Here is a 20,271-nt window from a genome sequence, read left to right as displayed (position 1 = left end):
ATGAAGACTAAGTCTATAGCTATATTGACTATGGGGCTTGCCATGCTGTCTATGGACGGCATGGCACAGACCACCCGTCAGGAGTATAAGGATATTCTTGACATCCAGCTGACACCGGGTGCTCCCCGCCGTCATAACGGATGCTTCACGGATATGGGTTCATGGATGGGTTTCACCCTCTCAGAGAAGGAGAAACCTGCCGCAGGTTTCTGCGGACCTTTCAGTATCTATTACCGCAACTGGTATGCCCGTTCGCTGGTATCTCTCATTGATGGTACCGTGCAGGAACAGAACTATTATCCGGGCGAAATCAGAATGAGTCTGAAGAAGGATGGTGCCGATTTCTATGAGAGTCTGCAGTTTGTTGATGCCCGTACGGCGTTGCTTACAGTTACCAATCCATCCAAGGTTCCGTTCACGTTTACTGCCGACAGCATCAGTACCCGTGCCAATGTATCACGTTACAAGAACCGTGTTACCATCGGAGACTTCTACGGTGAACGTGTCATCATCGACTTTCCTCAGGAGGTTAAGGTGACTGATACCGACCACAACTATCTGGCTACCGTGCCAAGAGGTGTAGAGCAGCTCATCATCGCCATTTCGCTGGTAGAGCAGGATACCGAGGCTTCGGTTCAGCATGTGCATACAGCCAGTCTGCTTGCCAACCCGAAGGTTGCACTCGATGCAAACGAGAAGCGCTGGAACGGTTATCTGAAGAAGGTAATACGTGATGATATGCCTGCAGAATACAACCGGGTGGCTGCGAAATCCATCGTCACCCTGCTTTCCAACTGGCGTGCCAAGCGAGGTGCCCTGTATCATGACGGCATCGTGCCAAGTCATGCTGTAGGCTATTTCGTAGGTTGCTGGGCATGGGACTGCTGGCGTTTCTCTGCCGGTATGGCTTCCTTCTTCCCGGAGTTGGCGAAAGATAACATCCGCGTGATGTTCGACTACCAGCAGCCAGACGGCATGATTATCGACTGCATCTATCCGGATGCTTCTGAGAACAACTACCGCGACAGTAAGCCTCCTCTGGCAGCCTGGGCGGTGAACGAGATTTACGAGCATACTCAGGATCTGGCTTTCGTAAAGGAGATGTATCCGAAGCTTCTGAAATATCACAAGTGGTGGTATGAGAAAAGAGATCACGACAAGAACCATATCTGTGAGTTCGGTTCGGTTGATGGAACTCTGGAGGCTGCTGCCTGGGAGAGCGGAATGGATAATGCCATCCGTTTCGACGGCACCAAGATGTTGCAGAACGGCAAGGATGCATGGAGTACTGATCAGGAGAGCGTTGACCTGAATGCTTATCTCTCGCTGGAATATACCTTGCTCAAGAAATTTGCCGGGTTGCTGGGCGAGCCTTTCGACTTGCCTGACTATCGTGGACTGGTTGCCGATTATTTCTTTGACCAGAAAGATGGCTTCTTCTACGACCGCCGTTTGGATGCCGGCAGAAGTTTTGTACGTGAGGCTGGTTGTGAGGGCTATATTCCTTTCTGGGCGAACATAGCAACGCCTAAGCAGTTTGCCAAGGCAAGAAAGTTGCTCGACAATAAGAAGAAGTTCTCTACCTTCATCCCATTCCCGACGATAGCAGCCGATAACCCGAAATACAATCCGCAGGGATACTGGCGCGGTCCAATCTGGCTCGACCAGACCTATTATGGCATCAAGGGCTATCGCAACTATGGTGAGACGAAGAAGGCAGATGCTTATACCGACCAGGTGTTCCGCAACTTGCAGGGCATTTCGGCAGGTACCCCAATCTATGAGAATTATGACACGCATACCGGCAAGCCTATGCAGGCTTCCCACTTCAGCTGGAGTGCCGCTTGCCTGATCATGATGTACAATGATTATGGAAAATAAACGAGATTCTCATGTGTTAAACGTCATGCCAACGGGATTTGGCACAGCTTAAGACCTAAATAAAAAAGCCTTTGAGTATATCGGAAATGATAGCTCAAAGGCTTATTTTTACCCTAAATGATGTACTGTAATAAGCAAATTCCATACGCTTGGAAAGCGTGTGTGTATATTATCTCAAAACATACTTTCCGGCTGGTGTCTTGCTGAACTTCACCTGATAGGCTTCAGAGACAATCTGCAGCGCCTCGGTGAGGCTGTTGTTCGGCAAGGTTCCTGTGAAAGGTTCGATGGTATCCATTTCTACAGCAATCTCTACTCCGTAATTCTTCTCCAGGCTTCTGATGACTCTGCCTAGCGATGCATCACGGAATACCAGCTGCTTCTTCTGCCATGCACAGGCATCCTCGATATGCGATGTTTCGCGGATATCCATCTTTCCAGTCTGTTTGTTCACCACTACGATTTCGTTTGGCTTCATCGTATAGGTGCTGCCGTTGGCAAGGGAAGTGAGCATCACGCTACCGTTGAGCAGCGCAACTTCTGCTGTCTGTTCTTTCTTTCTGTTGATGACGTTAAACTCAGTACCCAACACTTTGATTTCCATTCCCTGCATGTGGATGATGAACGGATGTCGGGCGTCTTTGGCTACCTTGTAGTGAGCCTCGCCTTCAAATTCAATCTCGCGATTGTCTTTGCAGAAATCCTGTGGTGCATACTTGATGCTGGAGAGCGAATTGAGCGCTACCACACTCTTGTCGGGCAGGGTGATGCTCACCTGTTCGCCTTCCTGGGTGGTGATTTCTGTCAGCGGAATCGCCGCATATTGCCTGTTTTCCTTATACATCATTCCCATAATCACCATGCAGATAGGCAGGGCAATAGCTGCCGCTATCTGGGTCCACTTGAGGACGCGCTTCAGGGTGAATTGCTTACGGGTTCCTATCTGTTCATGAATTTCGGCCTTGATACGTGCCAAATCTTCGTCAGAGATACCGCTATCCGGGATGATGCCGTGCAGCCATTCCTCTTCCATGGCTGCTGCTAATTCTTCATCTGAACAGTTGTTGATCCGTTCTTTCAGATTAGCTAAGTCTGTACTATTCTTGATGTCGTCTAACATAAAACAATCCTTTTTTAGGTTATACATGGTTCGGTAGAGAATGTACCGTTAAATTATACTAAAAACAAGAGCCACATCAGGTTGGTGCGGTTGCTGATAAGCTGTCGGAGCTGTTTCAAACCCATCGACAACTGGTTCTTAACGGTCTGTTCACTATAGTTGAGTTTCTCGGCAATCTCCTGATTGTTGAGCATCTCCAACTTGGAGAGTCGGATGATTTCCTGCTGCGTCTTGGGCAGCTTGGCAAGCATCAGGTTGAGCTGTCTGACGAAATCATCATACTCCAGCTGACTGTCTGCAGTGGTATTGTTGTGATGGTCAAGATAGTCCATGTAGTCTTCATACACGGGTGAATTGATGACCTTCCTGTAGGCGTTGATGAGATAATGCTTGGCTCTGAGGAAGAGCAGCGGCTTTACGCTTTCTGCCTCTTCCAGCGTGCTTCGGTTGTTCCAGAGCCACACGAAGGTATCTTCCATGATTTCTTCGGCATTCTCCTTCGACTTGGTATATTTCAGGCAAAAGGCAAAGAGTCTGCGGGCATATAGCCCGTAGATTTCATCGAATGCCTTCATAGATCCTTTTTTGAGTTGAAGGATAAGTTCTGTTTCTGTCTTTTTAAACATGATAACTATTCACTAAAATCCATCTAAATCATATTCTTCGCTGTCCAAATCCAGACTGTCGTCGTTGTCGAAAGTTGTATTTGGTGCTTTTTCTTCCTTTATATCCGCATCGGTTTCTTGGAATTCGGTTGTTCCGCTTTCGGCAGTTCCGGTTTCTTCTTCATTTTCTTCAGAATCATCCGTCTTTTCCTGCTGGATGATTTCCTCCGGTTCTTCAAGCAGTGGGTCCTTGCTGATTTTCAGCGGTGCCAGATGCTGGGTATAGAAGAGGGTATAGTCGTCGTAGCTCAGACTGGTGCCCAGCAGCAGGAGGTTTGGCTCGCTGATTACGATGCCGCGGGCTCCCTTTGAGAGGAGCTGGGTGATGGTCTGATGCTGGTAGATGTCGTTAGCATACTGCCGTGCTTCGTCGTAATTGCGAAAGCCCTTTACCTGCATGCGGTGCAGACCATTCTGCTCGTCAATGACGAGGTCGAAATTACGCACGAGATAGGAAGTGAAATTATATTTCGCCATCTCGAAGAGTAACTGGTTCTCGTTTACAGAATCGGGAACGTAGGCGAGCATGAAGACGAACGGCTCGTTGCGCTCGATGCTGAATACCTTGGCTTTGGATTTGACATCTTCATTGAGTACGGCGTTGCGGCGCGACCATACATTGCTCAGGTCGAATGTGCCGCCCTTGAGCTGTCTGCCGGCTTTCACTCCGTTGAGAATCATTCCTGCCATCTCGCTGAGTCGGCTGTTTGGATATTTCTCTACCACCTGCTGCATATCATCGAGACATGCCTGGATATTACCCTCGTGGAGCTGGGTGAGTCCGCCGATAAAGAGGAACTTGTCGCGGTTGGCTCCTTCAGGATAGCGCTTGTCAGAGATAGTCCTGTTGTGTACCACCTTATTATATAGGTTAGCCTTGAAGGCATCGTAGGTGGCAGCATAGAGCGAGTCTTCGAGATGAATGCCCATCTTCGCATCTTCCTCATAATAAGGAGAGGTGAGCAGGGCGGTCCATTGACTCTCTGGATAATTCGCTTTCAACAGGTCGAGATAGCGGCTGGCGATGGCTGGCTGCTTCCTGATGTTGTAGAGCAGGTAGAGGTGATAGTAGGCATCATCGAGATGTTCGTATGCAGCGTTCTTCTTCACCAGTCGCTGCAACATGCGTTCGCTTTCGTCCAGATCATTGAGTTTGTCTTTCAGAATGATGCCGGCATGCAGCAGTCCGTCGTCCAGAATCTGATTGCTTTCTGCCATCTTCTCTTCGGTGAGCGGAATCTGAGCGAGATAGTAGGCACGCTGATGCGGATCTTCTTCTGCACTCAGGTTCTTCTCTTTCTCCTTCTCAAGGTCTTTCTTCTGTGCCTCGTTGAGGAGTGAATCGCGCTGTTCATCAGTCATTTCTTCTACACCTTTGGCATCGGCCACTACGGTCTGGTTGCTCCGTCGCCAGTTGTCTATGTTCTTTCTCTTACCCCAGAGGCGTTCAAATTGCTGTTTGCCTTGGGCTACGGCAGATTGGGAATAGAAATACCAGGTATTGCTGTTGCCGAAACCGCTGTTGCCCATGGCTCCGTTTCCGAAGCCGGATGAGGCATTGCTGTTTCTCTGATTCCTGTTGTTTCTGCTGTTATTATTGCCGTTGTTTCTTCCGAAGTCAGAGTTGCCCTGCTGTTCTGCCAGTTCCTGTTCAGTCTGTCTTCTCTTTTCTTCTTTTTCCTGCTTTTTCAGGGCATCTATCACCTTGTCAATGGCGACATTCCGTTCAGTTTCGCTCATGCGGGCAAGCGATTGCAGGGAGTCCTGCAGATGGATGGCGTCGGTATAAGGCACCAGTTCATCGAGAACCTTCGAACGGTCGGAGAGCTGTTTGTAGTCTTTGCGGTCCTGGTCTAGGAGTCCGATGGCAGCATCATAGCATCGCTTGGCATCGCCATATCTGTGGCATTGCCAGTATACATTGCCCAGATGCAGCAACAATACACCTTTCTCAACTCCGTTTCGGCTTGATTTCGCGGCACCCTTTTCGTATGCAGCAATAGCCTGAAGGGTATCGCCCTGGTTGAGATGTATGTTACCGATGGCATAATAAACCTGGTCGAGATATTCCTGGTTCTTGTCGCTCGCAGCCATTCGCTTCAATTTGGATACCATCTTCCGGGAGTTGTTGGTTGCCAGTACCTCGGTCATGGAGATGCGGGCATTGAACTCGAGTTCGTAAGGCGGATTGAGACGGATGACATGCTTGAAGGCATGGTAGGCATTCTGGGCATGTCCCTGTTGTGCTTCTACCTGTCCCATCAGATACCAGAGGCGGGCTTTCTGCTTGCGTCGCATCTCATAGCCGATGGCTTTGCGGAGATACGGAACGGCCTCCTGATAGCGTCCGGTCTTCAGATAGTAGAGGGCATAGGTCTTGTCCCATTCCTTCTGGGCACGCCAGTGGATGGAATCGCGCTCGATATTACGGATTACATCTTCGGCATCGTATATCCATCCCGATTCCAGATAACTCTTGGCGAGCCAGGCACGTGCCTTGCCGTAAATGCCTGGTTGGGTAGCGTAGAGACGGCTCATATAGGCGAATGTAGCTGCTGCCGACTGGAAATCGCCTTCAAAAAACTGGGAACGGCCCATCAGCATCCATGCCTTCCAGAGGAACGGATTATATTCACGGCGATGCAGCCATTCCAGGTCTTTGGCAGTCTTGCGGCGTTTCTTGTCCCATACCGGGCGGCGCTTGATGCTATGCTGGTGAATGGCTTTCTCGCATTTCTCGATGGCGCGGTCGTAGTTCGACTTGCCCAGTTCGCGGCTGTTCTTGTTGCCAACAGTATAATAAGGAATCATTTCTGAGTAATTGTCCTTATTTCCGTTTTCCTTTTCGAGCGAGCCTTCTATATAGGCTACGGTACCATTATAATAGGTGTTGTATCGGGCGTTGAAGGCATGCCACCATCTGCTCTTCGCCGTATTTTTCTGCGTAGAGCATCCTGCCATGGTCATTGCGAAGGCAAGGACAACCATAGCTGGCAAGAGGTTTCTGAATGGGAAATGCTTCAACATAAGTTTCTTCTTTATTTTAAAATTTTTCTTTCAGAGCGTGTGAAAGCCTTAGTGCTTTCTGGCTGCCAGTATCCTTGCTGCTGCAAACAGGATGATGCTGACGAAGATAATGGTTGCACCTGATGGCACATTGAGCAGATAACTGGCATAGAGGCCCACGAGGCAGTCGATGCAGCCTATCACGATGCTGGCTCCTATCATGCGCTTGTAGCTGTAGGTGAAGAGGTTGGCAGTCATCTGTGGTATGGTGAGCAGACTTATGGCAAGTACGATGCCCACCATCTTGATGGTTGCCACGATGGTCATGGCGATGAGCGTCATCATCATATATTCTATCGCTGTAACCGGCAGATGTTGCGATTTTGCAAAGGTGCTGTCGAATGCGATGGTCTGGATAGGACGCAGCAGAAAGGTGAACAGCATTGCAACAAACAGGGTAAGACCTGCCAGAAGCCAGAGGTCTGTGCTGTCGATGGCAAGTATACTTCCGAAGAGGAAAGAGGGCAGGTCGGGCATGAATCCAGGAGTAAGGAAGCAGCAGATGATGCCCACGCTCATGCCCAGGGTCCAGAACATGGCGATGGCAGAGTCTTTGCGCACATCTTTCTTCCGTGATACCCATTGCACGCCGAAGGCACTCAAAATGGCGAATACCATGGCAGAGAGTATAGGGTTGATGCCTGCAAATACGCCGATACCGATGCCGCCAAAAGAGGCATGCGTAATGCCACCGCTGATGAAGACCAGCCGGCGGGTGACGATGTAGGTGCCTACAAAGCCGCACAGGATGCTTGCCAGTAGGGCGCCAATCAGTGCGTTCTGAAAAAATGTATATTGCAGTATATCCATGTTTTTACTTTGAACTTTGAACTTTAAACTTTGCGCATTGCATGTTTAACTTAAAAAACTGATGACTTCGTCCTTGATCTGGTTAGGCAGGTTGATGCCTCTCAGTATCAGACTTCGGTTCCATCCCGCCACCTCTTCCGGCTGCATCGTATAGAGCACTTCCGAGAATTCCTCTACCTCCTCATCGGTATAGTCGTCGGCAGCTCTTCCTGCAAACCGGTCTAGTTCTTCGTCATCGTAGTATTCTATTTCCTTGGTGGCGGCTTCCATCATGCATTCCTGTTCGCATTTGGAGTTCTCTCCGTTGCAGGTATTGCACGAAACTCCTTCCTGCAAAGGCTCTTCATCCTCTCCCTTGCGATGAGAGATGATGCCGAAAACTGCGGAAATCAATCCTAGTGCCACCAGGGCTAAAATCAGGTACAACATTTACTTTGAACTTTGAATATTGAACTTTGAACTTTATGATTAGCAAAGGCTGTTGAATTCTTCACTCTTCACTCTTCACTTTTCACTCTTCACTTTTCACTCTTCACTTATTTCAAATCCCACCTTTTTGAGGTCTTCCCAATAATGAGGATAGGATTTGCTCACTACTTCAGGATTGTTGATTTCTATCTGAGGGAACTTGAAGGCAAGAGGGGCGAAGGCAAGTGCCATACGATGGTCCTCGTAGGTGTCGATAGGCTCAAAACTAGGCTCGCAGGTCTCGCCATCCCAAATCAGCGTGTTATCGTTCTCGTCATAAATAACGTAACCCACCTTCTTCAGCTCCTTCTTCAAAGCCTCGATGCGGTCGGTCTCCTTGATCTTGAGACTGGCAAGCCCGGTGAACTTAAACTTTACGCCCAGGGCACAGCAGGCTACAACGATGGTCTGTGCTAGGTCTGGAGAACCGCTGAAATCGTAGTCGAAACGAGGTAAGAGACAGCGCTGGACTTTCAACTTGACAGGAGAAAGAACATCACGGTTCTCAAATTCTGATTTCACGCCCAACAGACTGAAGATGTATTTCACGACAGAATCGCCCTGCTTGGAACTGTCGAACAGACCTTCGAGTCTTACCTCAGAATCAGGGTTTCCGTTCAGCGCCATCATTTCATACCAGTAAGAAGAAGCGCTCCAGTCATTCTCGATGGTGTAGTCGGCTACGCAGCTGTAAGGTTGTGGCTTTACGGTGATGGTATCCACATCGGTCCATTCTGCGCTGGCTCCGAAGTTCTGCATCGTCCACAGCGTGAGGTCGATGTAAGGACGTGATGCTATCTCGCCCGTCAGCTTCAGTTCCAGACCGTTTTTCAGGATAGGACCAATCATCAGCAGCGCCGAGATATACTGCGAACTGATGTTTCCCACCACTTCGAGATGTCCGCCTTCCAGTGGCTTACCTACGATGTGGAGTGGAGGATAGCCCTCTTTCTTTTCATACTGTATATCAGCTCCGAGGTAACGCAGGGCATCTACCAGGATAGCAATAGGGCGGTTCTGCATGCGCTCTGTGCCTGTAATGGTATGCTCGCCCGGTGTAGCAGAAAGATAGGCGGTCATAAAGCGCATGGCAGTACCGGCAGCCTTGATGTTGATGACATCAGGCATATCGCGCAGTGCCGCAATGATGACTTCTGTATCATCGCAATCGCTCAGGTTGTGGGGCTGCAACTTGCATCCCGCCATGGCATTGATTACCAATGCACGGTTGCTGATACTCTTGGAAGCTGGCAAGTTGATACTTGCATTGAGTTGGCGTGGAGCCTTGATTGTATATTTCATTTTCTTCTTGTTTCTCTTTTTTTTATACTCTTCTGTTTTTTTCTATTTCTCAGCCTTCAGCATCCGGATGTCCTTGATGCTGACAGCCTTTTCCTTGGCATATCGGATAGGGAGGTCATCTTCCGTTTCCGGCATCTCATCCCATGCTCGGGTTCTCGGACGAATCTTCTTCGGACCCGGTATCAGGGGCGAGTAATACAGAACTTGACGGATGCGGTTTGCCTGTTCAGGGGTGAATCGCATGCTGTAACAGATGCTGTAGTCCATCAGATTGTCTGACTGCCATTCCTCATCCTTGCTGTTGGTGCGTTTGGCAAGCTCTCGCATGCTGAGCGTGGTATCCTTCTTGATGGCTTGTGCATCACTGATATATTTTGTCAGCCATTTGCCGTATGCTATTCGGTTGTAGCTTGGTGTATCATCGCAATAGTCTGAGTCGTCATCATCATCGGCAGCCTCTGATTTGTCTTTCACTGTCTTTTCTGAGAAACTGTGGAAGAGCCCCAGATAATGTCCCAATTCGTGAGCCAGCGTAGCATTCGGGTCGGCTGTATTGTAGGTATATCCCTTATGATTCTTATCTGTAGTATATCGGGTTCCTTCTTGATCCCTTCCCACATAGATAGAATTGAGCGAAACGCAATATGGAAATTTGCCCGGTTTGCTCAGCGGGTAGTTCTTGCCATTGCTCAACCCATCTATCTGTGGATAGCCGCCTACCTGATAAGGCAGATGACTGATGCCCAGCGTAGTGCTGTTTTCATCGGTCTTCTTGAAGGCATATACCATCACATTGATGTAGTTGTTCTGGTCCCAGCAGTACTTTACATACTTCTTGTCCTTCATGAAGCTCTCGCAGTCGAACTCCGATTCTGAAACCTTGATATATTCCACACCTGGTGTACTGAGTCTCTTGCCGCTCTCATCCTTTTCAGCCAGTTCGAACAGGATATGCAGGTTCTCGCTCGGGATGGTATCCATCTGATAGTTGTATACATCGCCCTGGTAAAGTTCGTTCACGTTGGAGAGAATCTCCTTGAGGCGGGTATATTCGATGTATTGCGTGGTGTTACTGTAGAAGACATGGAAGATGACAGGCAGATGATAAACATAATCATCGCCTGTAATGATATCTGTGTCACGGTCTTGTCCGTGGGATATGATAGGGTCGCCGATAGAGCCTTCGGTATCCTTGCATGATGCAAAGCTGAGGACGGTGAGGGCGATCATGAAATGAAGAATTTTTCTCATGCGCGTACCTTATATTATATATTTTCGTGCAAAAATACAAAAATAAAAGAAGATAGGCGAGAAATATCCTGAAAAAGTTTCTCAAAATGCCAAAAAACTTGTGCTTCCATCTTCTTGATGTATATCAATTCAGTTACATTTTGTAAACTTGACTCCATGAAAATGGCGTTTTGTAAGGTATGTCTTCGTGCAATATGCGAAATTTTAGGCTATAAAATTGCAAATTGTAAGCTTGTGTGCGTTCAAAATCAAAAAGTATTACTTGTTCAAAAAATAAGATAAAATAGCGTTAAGGAATTATGAATTTTTCGGAAATCGTTGTATCTTTGCACCAGAAAAAGAAACAAAGACAATTACAATAACATCCTAAAAATAAACGATATGAAACGAATGATATTATTCTCATTGATGGCTTTGATGACCATAGCAGCTTTCGGTCGTAAGCACGTAGAGAATGCAACAGTTGTAGCTGACACTATTTTCTATGCAGAAAATATGAGCAATGTAACCAGTGCAGATCAGGCTAGTTATTACAGACTGCTGATGACTACTGGTTCAGGCCTTAACAAGAAGGACGTTTTCCAGGACTTCTACATGAATGGTAATCTCCGTGCTGAAGGTGGTTATAGTTTTATCGACCTCGGCAACGATCGCAATACTATCTTTAATGGTGAGGTTACTACCTATTATAAAAATGGTAAGGAGAAGTGGCATGGCAACTATGTCAATGGTAAACGCGAAGGCTACTTCACACTCCAGCTCCGTGAAGGCGGTGTAGCTGTCGTTCAGTTCAAGAATGGCAAGTCTGTTCACGATTACTTCATGGTAACTTACAAGGACGGTTCTTCTGAGAAGAGAAATCTCTCTGAGTTGAAGCAGTTCATGTAATCAGAAATAAGCAACTATGTAGTTTTGTTACTTCATTGAATTAGAAGAAAATCTCTCTTATATAAATTAAAATTTTATGTTGATATGACCAATATGGGGATGGCTTCCGTGAGGAAGGTGCATCCCCTTTTTTTGTTGGGGATGTGCCATAAGTCTGGACAATAGTTGGTGCATAACAGATGGGCAACGCATGCACAACAGGTGTTGTGCATGCGCATATCAGCTGTTATGCAAGCGCACAACAGCTGTTGTGCGGCCGAAGATACAGACTGTCTCAACAACATATCCTATCTCTATCAACAACAGATACTATCTCTATCAACAACAGATTCAATCTCTTTCAATAACATGACCTATCTCTTTCAATAACATGACCTATCTCTTTTAACAATATGACCTATATTTACCAACAACAAGAGAGGGTGTGTCATAAGCATGACACACCCTCTTCTGATTATTCTTATTGATGTTGGATGAAAGGTAGGATTAGAACGTTAAATCTACTTCTACCGGACAATGGTCGCTGCCCATGATTTCAGTATGGATCTTAGCTTCTGTAATCTGTTCCTTGATACGGTCGGATACAAGGAAGTAGTCGATACGCCAACCGGCATTCTTCTCGCGCGCCTTGAAACGGTATGACCACCACGAATAGGTTACCTCATCAGGGTGGAGATAACGGAAACTGTCGGTAAAGCCATCGTTCAGAAGAATGGTCATCTTTTCTCGCTCCTCATCGGTGAAACCGGCATTTCGACGGTTGGTCTTCGGATTCTTGATATCTATCTCTTCGTGTGCTACATTCAGATCGCCGCAGATGACGACTGGTTTCTTGGCATCAAGAGATTTCAGGAACTTGCGGAAATCGTCTTCCCAAGTCATGCGATAATTCAGGCGCTTGAGTTCTGTCTGAGAATTTGGGGTGTAGCAGGTAACGAGATAGAACTGGTCATATTCCAGCGTGATGATTCTGCCTTCATGATCATGTTCCTCTACGCCCATGCCATAACTTACGCTCAAAGGCTTGTGCTTGGTATAAATGGCTGTACCGGAGTATCCTTTTTTCTCAGCGTAGTTCCAATAACTCTCGTAGCTCTCAAACTGAAGGTCGAGCTGTCCCTCCTGCATCTTTGTTTCCTGCAGGCAGAAGAAGTCGGCATCGAGTTCCTTAAACTGGTTCTCGAAGTCCTTGCCCACGCAAGCGCGCAGGCCGTTTACGTTCCAGGATATAAACCTTAACATTATGTTTATTGATTATTTAGTAGTGATTATTGATTATTTAGTAGTGATTATTGATTATTTAGTAGTGATTATAGATTACTTATGGATTCTAACGATTATCACTAATCGCTAATCACTAATCACTAATCATTAATCACTAATCATTAATCACTAATAACTAATCATTATATTTAAATTCTCTTCGTTTCTCCTCTCAGCAGACTCATAAACTCCTGGCGGGTGTTCAGTGAATTGAAGACTCCGCTGTAGTCGCTTGTGGTGGTAATGGAATTCTGTTTCTCTACACCTCGCATCTGCATGCACATGTGCTTGGCTTCTATCACTACCATCACACCCTGAGGATTCAATGTTTCCTGAATGCAGTCTTTAATCTGCTGGGTAAGACGCTCCTGTACCTGAAGACGGTGGCTGTAGATATCAACCACACGGGCAATCTTGCTCAGACCGGTAATCTTGCCGTTCGGGATATAGGCAACATGCACCTTGCCATAGAAAGGAAGCATGTGGTGCTCGCACATCGAGAAGAAATCAATATCTTTCACGATGACCATCTGGTTGTATTTCTCTTCGAAGAGGGCATCGGTCAACACCTTGTTTGCATCCTGTGTATAGCCACGAGTCAGTATCTGCATAGCCTTGGCTACTCGCATCGGTGTTTTTAAAAGTCCTTCACGTTCAGGGTCTTCTCCCAAGAGCTTTAATATTTCTGTATAGTGTTCTGCGAGTTCGTCCAATCCCTCACGAAATTCTGTTTCTGGATTCATCTTATTTAATTTATAATTCTTAATTAATAGTTAATAATTTACAATTAATAGTTTATAGTTAGACCTACGGCATAAAAGTTTATAATTTATAATTAATAGTTTATAGTTAGGCCTACGGCATAAAAGTTTATAATTTATAATTAATAGTTTATAGTTAGGCCTACGGCATCAATGCTGTAAACTGTTAACTGTAAACTGTTAACTGTAAACTATCAACTGTAAACTATCAGCTGTTAACTATCAACTATAAACTATTAACTAGTACTGTACCGTAATCTGTCCCTTTACAAGGCATGCCTGTCTGTATCCCAGGGAGCGAACCTTGGCAAGCATCTTCTGGGCTTCAGCTAAACTGCGGAAGTTGCCCATTCGGCAAATCCATCTTGGAGAGTAGAAATGAACATAAACCGGCTGCTCAGGGAAATGAACTTTCAGCTGATTGCCAGTCTGTTCTGCTTTCAGACGGTCGTTACGCGAATTGCCGCCAGCAAAAGCCTGTACTCTATATCCTGTAACCTTATAGCTCTTGCGCATCACTTTCTTGCGCATATCCACTACAGGTGTCTCTGTTTCTTCGTTTTTGTTCTCTGCCTTTTGGGCATTGTTCACGTGGGCATTCTCTCGGGTTGCCTCATGATGCTGTGGCTCAGTCTTCTTCAGGGAATCAGGACCCTGCTTGTGCTGAGTTTCAGGCTCTTTTTCTTTTTTCTGTGGGGTAGTCTTAGTCTTGTCGTCTTGTGGAATCACTTGTTTGCCGTTTACCAGTTCATCAATCGCCTTACTTTGGTTCACGGTTACAACACCCTTTCCCGGTTCCTTCTTTTTGAGATGGTCCAGGTAGTTCTGCGCATTAGCTGTGAATGTTGAGCAGAGGATCATAATCAATAATGTGACGAATTGTTTCATGACTATTCCTTTTATGTTTGTCGTCTTGTTTTTTAACAACACCTTATTTTTAGTTCTCTCTCTATATAATAAGGTGTAATGAAGAATGAAGGGATGCACTTCAGGAAGAAGGCATCCCTTCGGGAAATGTAATATCCTTATGAGATTACTTCTTCCAAGCGTCGATGATACCCTTGAAGTCAGCAGCCTTCAAAGAAGCACCACCGATCAAACCACCGTCGATGTTTGGCTTAGCGAAGAGCTCAGGTGCGTTGCTAGCCTTGCAGCTACCACCGTAGAGGATTGATGTCTCCTCAGCAGCCTCGTTGCCATACTTCTCTGCTACGATAGAGCGGATGTATGCCAACATCTCTTCAGCCTGGTCAGAAGTAGCAGTCTTACCTGTACCGATAGCCCAGATTGGCTCGTAAGCAAGGATGATGTTCTTCCAAGCGTCAGCGCTCAAGTGGAATACTGAACCTTCCAACTCAGCCTTTACAACCTCGTTCTGCTTCTCTGCCTCACGCTCCTCGAGAGTCTCACCGCAGCAGAAGATAACCTTCAAACCGTTAGCCAAAGCCAACTCTACCTTCTCCTTCAAGATCTCTGCTGTCTCGCCATAGTACTGACGACGCTCTGAGTGGCCGAGGATAACATACTGAGCACCTGTGCTCTTTACCATCTCAGCTGAAACCTCACCTGTGAAAGCACCCTTAGCCTTGTCTGCGCAGTTTTCTGCACCAAGGCCTACAATCTCTGAATCCAAAACCTGAGCTACAGAAGCCAAGTGGATAAATGGAGTACAGATTACTACGTCGCAGTTTGGTTTGTCTGCTACCAATGCCTCGTTAATCTCCTTAGCGAGAGCAACACCGTCCTGCAGGTTCATGTTCATTTTCCAGTTACCTGCTACAATTTTCTTTCTCATTTTTCTTTTCTTTTTAAAAGTTGATAATATTCTGTTCGAATTCTCTTTCTTTCTGATCCAGGCGCCCCAAGCCCAGAGCCGGTCGGCAATGGTGAGGAGTACCAGTGGAATGATGAACCAGGAGATGATGCCGGCTGTCTTCTTGGCGGCACTTACTTCCGGCATCTTGCCTATCTCGGTCTTCTCCAGTGGCTTGTCACCAATCTCTGCCATGTCAGGCAAATCGTTGTGGCTCCATTTCTGGATGATGGTTCCGTCCTTCAGCAGAAGAAGACCTGGGTTGCTGCGGATTATCGTCTTCAGCGTAGTCTCGTCTGTGACATAGAAGGGATATTCAGCTCCAGTTATGTCCTGCCAGTGCTTGATGGCTTTCTCCGTACTTGCCGTGAGGCAGAGAAAACGGTAGCCATGGTCGTTGGCATATTCGTAAATCTCATCGATATTGCCGAAGTTGCTGTCGTCGGCAAATTCAAGATGTGGCGAAACCAGGAGGAAGGTGTAGCCTTTATCGTGAATTACTTCCTGGGTGATGTCTTCTCCCGTCTTGGCATCAGCTATGCTGAAGTCGTGGATTGGAGGTACGTAACCTTCTTCGGTCTGAACCGTCTTGCTGTCGATGAAGGTCCAGGTAGAGTCGGGATAGTTGTCTATCGTAAACTCCTTCCGCTCTCCGTTCTTCTCCAGGATGAAGGTGGTATCAAACTTGGGTTGCTTGGCTCCTTTCGGTATCTCCATGCCCTTGGCGATGTTGACACCTATATGATAAGGACGGAAGTCGAATTGCGGAAGATACCACAGACTCCAGATGCTCATCACGATAGAGAAGAGAAAGGTGTAGTTGATGGCAATCCACTGGGTTGGTTTAGATACCAGCTGTGGCATTTCCTGCGGTTTCTTCCAGAGTAGGATAGCGATGGCAAGGAGGATGAGGTTCTTGACGAACGTCTCCATGTTGGTGAGCACGATGGCATCACCGAAGCAGCCACAATCTTTCACTGGGTCTGCGATGACAATCCACAGGGTAATCAGCGTCATCACGCTCATCACGAGCAGCGCAATCTTGCTGACCAGTTTTCTGCGGATGGCAAGGAGCAGGAAGATACCGATGGCAAATTCGCACATAGCCAGCACGATAGACATCAGCAATGTGCTCCATGAAGGGAACATCCAGTCGATGTGCAGCGCCTCCAGATAGTCGGTTATCTTGTATTGCGTGCCTAATGGATCAATTCCCTTCACAAATCCTGAGAAAATGAAGGTTATTGCCATCAGCAGTCGCCCGATATTAACCGCTATCTTTGTTAATATGTGAGTTGCCTTATTCTTCATCATTGATTTCTTTTACTTCTCGCTCATTTTGATGGCACCGAAGACGGCATAGTTGATGATGTCCATATAGTTGGCATCAATACCTTCAGAAACGAGGGTAGCGCCGGCGATGTCTTCAATTTCTTTCACGCGCTGAATCTTGGTCAGTATGAAGTCGGTATAACTGCTTACTCTCATCGAGCGCCATGCCTCATCATAGTCATGGTTCTTCTTGAGCATCAGTTCCAGCGCCTCCTTTGCATGGAGGTCGTATAATTTCATAGCCTCTTCGGGTGTCATATCCACTTCATCCACGAAAGGCTTTTCGAGCTGGATGAGTCCTATGATACCATAATTGATAAGGGCGATGAATTCCGGACGGATACCTTCGCCAACCAAAGATTCTTTCTTGATTTCGAGCGAGCGGATGCGCTTCGCCTTGATATAGAGCTGGTCTGTCAGAGAAGAAGGGCGCAAGATTCTCCAAGAGGCTCCATAATCATGAAGCTTCTTCTCAAATAATGTCCTGCATTCGCTCATGACATTCTTAAACTGCTGTTCTGTTTTCAATAAATCTGCCATAATAATTTCGAAATTCGGTGCAAAAATACACATTTATTGTGAAATAGCCAAATATTTATTTTGTTTTTCGCTCAAATTGCAGTAACTTTTGATAAGTTACGCTGCACTCGGAAGAAAAAATAAATCGCGATTTATTTTGTTTTTCGCTCATTTTGCAGTAACTTTTGATAAGTTACGCTGCATCTCAACAATAAAAACAAAAAAAATCTTTTTTTATTTTGTATTGTCTTCGATTTGCAGTAACTTTGCACCCCGAAAGTAAAAAGAGTATGAGAAATTTGACCAATGCCGAACTGGCACAGATACTGGATAAGGATATATTTCATAAGATTTCAGAGGCAGCAGATGGGCTGTCTGTGGAGTGTTATGTAGTAGGTGGATATGTGCGTGACCTCTTCCTGGAGCGACCTTCCAATGATATTGATGTCGTTGTGGTTGGTAGCGGTATAGAGGTAGCTTCTGCCTTGAAGAAGATGCTCGGAAGAAAGGCGCATCTCTCTGTGTTCCGTAATTTCGGAACTGCACAAGTGAAGTATCAGGATACTGAAGTGGAGTTTGTTGGCGCCCGTAAGGAGAGCTATCATCGCGATTCCAGAAAACCTATTGTGGAAGATGGAACGCTGGAGGATGACCAGAACCGCCGCGACTTCACTATCAATGCGATGGCTATCTGTCTGAACAAAGACCGTTTTGGAGAACTCGTAGATCCTTTTGATGGTGTCTACGATATGGAAGATGGTATTATTGCCACACCGCTCGACCCGGATATCACTTTTTCTGATGACCCGCTGCGTATGATGCGTTGCGTGCGTTTCGCTACCCAACTCAATTTCCAGATAGAGGAGGAGACTTATGATGCGCTCTCCCGCAATGCCGAGCGCCTGAAGATTATCAGTGCTGAGCGAATCTGCGACGAGATGAACAAGATTATGCTCTCCAAGCACCCAAGCAGCGGTTTCTATTACCTGAAAGATACAGGTCTGCTCGATCTCATTTTGCCAGAACTGGTTGCGATGGATAAGGTGGAAACGCGAAACGGCAGGGCACATAAGAATAATTACGACCATACGATGGAGGTGCTCGAGAATGTCTGCAAGCATACAGATAACCTCTGGCTCCGCTGGGCTGCTCTCTTCCACGACATCGGCAAACCGAAGAGCAAGCGCTGGGATAACAATATCGGCTGGACATTCCACAGTCATAATATAATAGGTGCAAAGATGATTCCGGGTATCTTCCGCCGTATGAAACTTCCGATGGATGCGAAGATGAAGTATGTGCAGAAGCTGGTAGAGCTCCACATGCGTCCGATTGTGATTGCTGATGAGGAGGTTACCGACAGTGCCGTACGCCGCCTGCTGAATGATGCCGGCGATGACATCAACGACCTGATGACGCTCTGCGAGGCTGATATCACCAGCAAGAACCAGGTGCGCAAGCAGCGTTTTCTGGATAATTTCAAGATGGTGCGCGAGAAACTGGTTGATCTGCAGGAACGTGATTATAAGCGACTTCTCCAGCCTTGTATCGATGGTAATGAGATTATGGAGATGTTCCATCTTACACCTTGTCGCGAGGTAGGCACCCTGAAGCAGTATCTCAAGGATGCTGTATTGGATAATAAGGTGGCTAATGAGCGTGAACCATTGATGGCGCTTCTGATGAAGAAGGCTCAGGAGATGGGATTGGTAAATGCAGAAAACTTAAAATAGAGAATAATTTTTGTTAAATAACGGCTCCCTGCGAGCCGTTATTCATTTATTATTAGTACTTTTGCAGCGCTTTTAAAACTTAAAGGCGTATGAAAGTTTTCTTTAGAGGACGGAAAGATTTTTGAATTAGAGAAGATAAAAGATTAAATAATAAATTATAATATAGGTATGAAAATTAAAAGCGTTTTGTTTGTTGCAGCAGTTTGTGTTTTTGCTGCGTTGACATCATGTGGTGGAAGTAAGAAAGGCGGTCTGCCTAACTTCGGCGACGATGAGTTCGCTGTGGCTACTATCGGTACTTCCAGCGCCGCATTGCAGACTACCTATCCTGCTACCATCAAGGGTATCCAGGATGTAGAGGTACGTCCTAAGGTTTCTGGTTTTATCACTAAGGTTTTTGTACATGAGGGTCAGACTGTATCAGCAGGTCAGGCTTTATTCTCTATTGATAGCGAGACCTATCAGGCCGCTGTCCGTTCTGCTGCTGCCGCTGTAAATACAGCTAAGGCACAGGCAAATACAGCTAAGTTGACTTATCAGAACAACAAAAAGTTGTATGATAGCAAGATTATCGGTGAATATGAACTTTCTACAGCAGCTAACAGCTATGCAACCGCTAAGGCTCAGGTAGCTCAGGCAGAGGCATCATTGGCTTCAGCCCGCGAGCAGTTGGCTTGGTGTACCGTTACCAGCCCTTCTGCAGGTGTTGTAGGTAGCCTTCCTTTCAAGGTGGGTGCTTTGGTCAGCGCTTCTGGTCAGGCTTTGACTACCGTTTCTAACATCAGCACCATGGAGGTGTTCTTCTCACTCTCTGAGTCTCAGATATTGAGCATGTCTAAGACCAATGGTAGTGTTCAGGCAGCCATTGCTGCGTTCCCAGCTGTTAAGTTGCAGTTGGCTGATGGTTCAATCTATAATCATCCAGGTAAGGTTGTCAAGATGAGTGGTGTCATCGATGCTACTTCTGGTTCTATCTCTCTCATCGCTCATTTCGCCAACCCAGAGAAGTTGCTGAAGAGTGGTGGTGCAGGTTCTATCGTGGTTCCTAACGATCATAACAGCGCTATCGTTATCCCTCAGGAGGCTTGCTCTCAGGTTCAGGATAAGATCTTCGTTTACGTAGTAACCAAGGATAACAAGGTGAAGTATTCTGAGATCAAGGTAAATCCACAGGATGATGGAAAGAACTATATCGTAACTTCTGGTCTCAATGTAGGCGACCGCATCGTATTGAAGGGTATCACCAAGTTGACCGATGGTCAGCAGATTAAGCCTATCACTCTGGAGCGCTACAATCAGAAGATTGCCGAGGCTGCCAAGTTGGCTGAGTCTCAGGATAATGCTCATGCATTCGCTACTGCTATGGGTGGAAAGAAGTAATATAATGTATAATTAATAA

At 46.5% G+C, this 20,271-nt stretch carries 16 protein-coding genes; 4 read left to right on the top strand and 12 right to left on the bottom strand.

Translation table 11 applies throughout. From position 1 onward, the window contains the following. Entirely contained in the window at positions 1-1,881 is a 1,881-nt protein-coding gene (locus ONT08_RS03075) for an MGH1-like glycoside hydrolase domain-containing protein (RefSeq protein ID WP_264959223.1), read from the top strand. A gap of 169 nt (positions 1,882-2,050) precedes the next feature. On the opposite strand, the gene ONT08_RS03070 is transcribed toward ONT08_RS03075, so the two are convergent. The 7 genes from ONT08_RS03070 to ONT08_RS03040 form a co-directional block, all read right to left on the bottom strand. Then, positions 2,051-3,001 (bottom strand): FecR family protein, encoded by a 951-nt coding sequence (locus ONT08_RS03070; protein WP_117727323.1) that lies wholly within the window; start codon positions 2,999-3,001, stop codon positions 2,051-2,053. Between the two features lie 53 nt (positions 3,002-3,054). Then, on the bottom strand, positions 3,055-3,576 hold the full coding sequence (locus ONT08_RS03065) for an RNA polymerase sigma-70 factor (RefSeq protein WP_254974130.1): 522 nt from the start codon (positions 3,574-3,576) through the stop codon (positions 3,055-3,057). 63 nt (positions 3,577-3,639) lie between these two features. After that, complete coding sequence (locus ONT08_RS03060) at positions 3,640-6,654, bottom strand: tetratricopeptide repeat protein (RefSeq protein WP_437183782.1); 3,015 nt, start codon at positions 6,652-6,654, stop codon at positions 3,640-3,642. Between the two features lie 87 nt (positions 6,655-6,741). Then, positions 6,742-7,542 (bottom strand): metal ABC transporter permease, encoded by an 801-nt coding sequence (locus ONT08_RS03055; protein ID WP_117587950.1) that lies wholly within the window; start codon positions 7,540-7,542, stop codon positions 6,742-6,744. A gap of 45 nt (positions 7,543-7,587) precedes the next feature. Next, positions 7,588-7,971, bottom strand: coding sequence for a hypothetical protein (locus ONT08_RS03050; protein WP_117587949.1), 384 nt, complete (start codon positions 7,969-7,971; stop codon positions 7,588-7,590). A 96-nt stretch (positions 7,972-8,067) separates the two neighbouring features. Beyond that, positions 8,068-9,312, bottom strand: coding sequence for a 3-phosphoshikimate 1-carboxyvinyltransferase (locus tag ONT08_RS03045; RefSeq protein ID WP_264959221.1), 1,245 nt, complete (start codon positions 9,310-9,312; stop codon positions 8,068-8,070). A gap of 42 nt (positions 9,313-9,354) precedes the next feature. After that, on the bottom strand, positions 9,355-10,563 hold the full coding sequence (locus ONT08_RS03040) for a zinc-dependent metalloproteinase lipoprotein (RefSeq protein WP_264959220.1): 1,209 nt from the start codon (positions 10,561-10,563) through the stop codon (positions 9,355-9,357). Positions 10,564-10,944: 381 nt separating this feature from the next. Here ONT08_RS03040 and ONT08_RS03035 point away from each other — a divergent pair, with 381 nt between their 5' ends. Beyond that, positions 10,945-11,451: a toxin-antitoxin system YwqK family antitoxin gene (locus ONT08_RS03035; RefSeq protein WP_022122080.1), complete on the top strand. Its 507-nt coding sequence runs from the start codon at positions 10,945-10,947 to the stop codon at positions 11,449-11,451. A gap of 486 nt (positions 11,452-11,937) precedes the next feature. Here ONT08_RS03035 and ONT08_RS03030 read toward each other — a convergent pair whose 3' ends face one another. The 5 genes from ONT08_RS03030 to ONT08_RS03010 form a co-directional block, all read right to left on the bottom strand. Then, positions 11,938-12,693, bottom strand: a complete 756-nt coding sequence (locus ONT08_RS03030; RefSeq protein WP_264959219.1) for an exodeoxyribonuclease III — start codon at positions 12,691-12,693, stop codon at positions 11,938-11,940. A gap of 170 nt (positions 12,694-12,863) precedes the next feature. Next, on the bottom strand, positions 12,864-13,457 hold the full coding sequence (folE, locus tag ONT08_RS03025; RefSeq protein WP_264959218.1) for a GTP cyclohydrolase I FolE: 594 nt from the start codon (positions 13,455-13,457) through the stop codon (positions 12,864-12,866). 258 nt (positions 13,458-13,715) lie between these two features. Further along, positions 13,716-14,363, bottom strand: a complete 648-nt coding sequence (locus ONT08_RS03020) for an SPOR domain-containing protein (RefSeq protein WP_117587505.1) — start codon at positions 14,361-14,363, stop codon at positions 13,716-13,718. A 145-nt stretch (positions 14,364-14,508) separates the two neighbouring features. Next, positions 14,509-16,602, bottom strand: coding sequence for a BT_3928 family protein (locus tag ONT08_RS03015; RefSeq protein ID WP_264959217.1), 2,094 nt, complete (start codon positions 16,600-16,602; stop codon positions 14,509-14,511). Positions 16,603-16,611: 9 nt separating this feature from the next. Then, positions 16,612-17,160 carry a DUF1599 domain-containing protein gene (locus tag ONT08_RS03010; protein WP_254970140.1) on the bottom strand — a complete coding sequence of 183 codons (549 nt, stop codon included), beginning with the start codon at positions 17,158-17,160 and terminating at the stop codon, positions 16,612-16,614. A 269-nt stretch (positions 17,161-17,429) separates the two neighbouring features. Here ONT08_RS03010 and ONT08_RS03005 point away from each other — a divergent pair, with 269 nt between their 5' ends. Together ONT08_RS03005 and ONT08_RS03000 are read left to right on the top strand one after the other, a co-directional pair. Beyond that, positions 17,430-18,872, top strand: coding sequence for a CCA tRNA nucleotidyltransferase (locus ONT08_RS03005; protein WP_118200974.1), 1,443 nt, complete (start codon positions 17,430-17,432; stop codon positions 18,870-18,872). 168 nt (positions 18,873-19,040) lie between these two features. After that, positions 19,041-20,252, top strand: a complete 1,212-nt coding sequence (locus tag ONT08_RS03000) for an efflux RND transporter periplasmic adaptor subunit (RefSeq protein WP_118086159.1) — start codon at positions 19,041-19,043, stop codon at positions 20,250-20,252. Positions 20,253-20,271: the final 19 nt, after the last annotated feature.

It is taken from the genome of Segatella copri, from assembly GCF_026015465.1.
GTDB classification, from domain to species: domain Bacteria; phylum Bacteroidota; class Bacteroidia; order Bacteroidales; family Bacteroidaceae; genus Prevotella; species Prevotella copri_E.
Note: the sequence above shows the minus strand (reverse complement) of the source record. Positions and strands in the feature narration are given on the sequence as shown.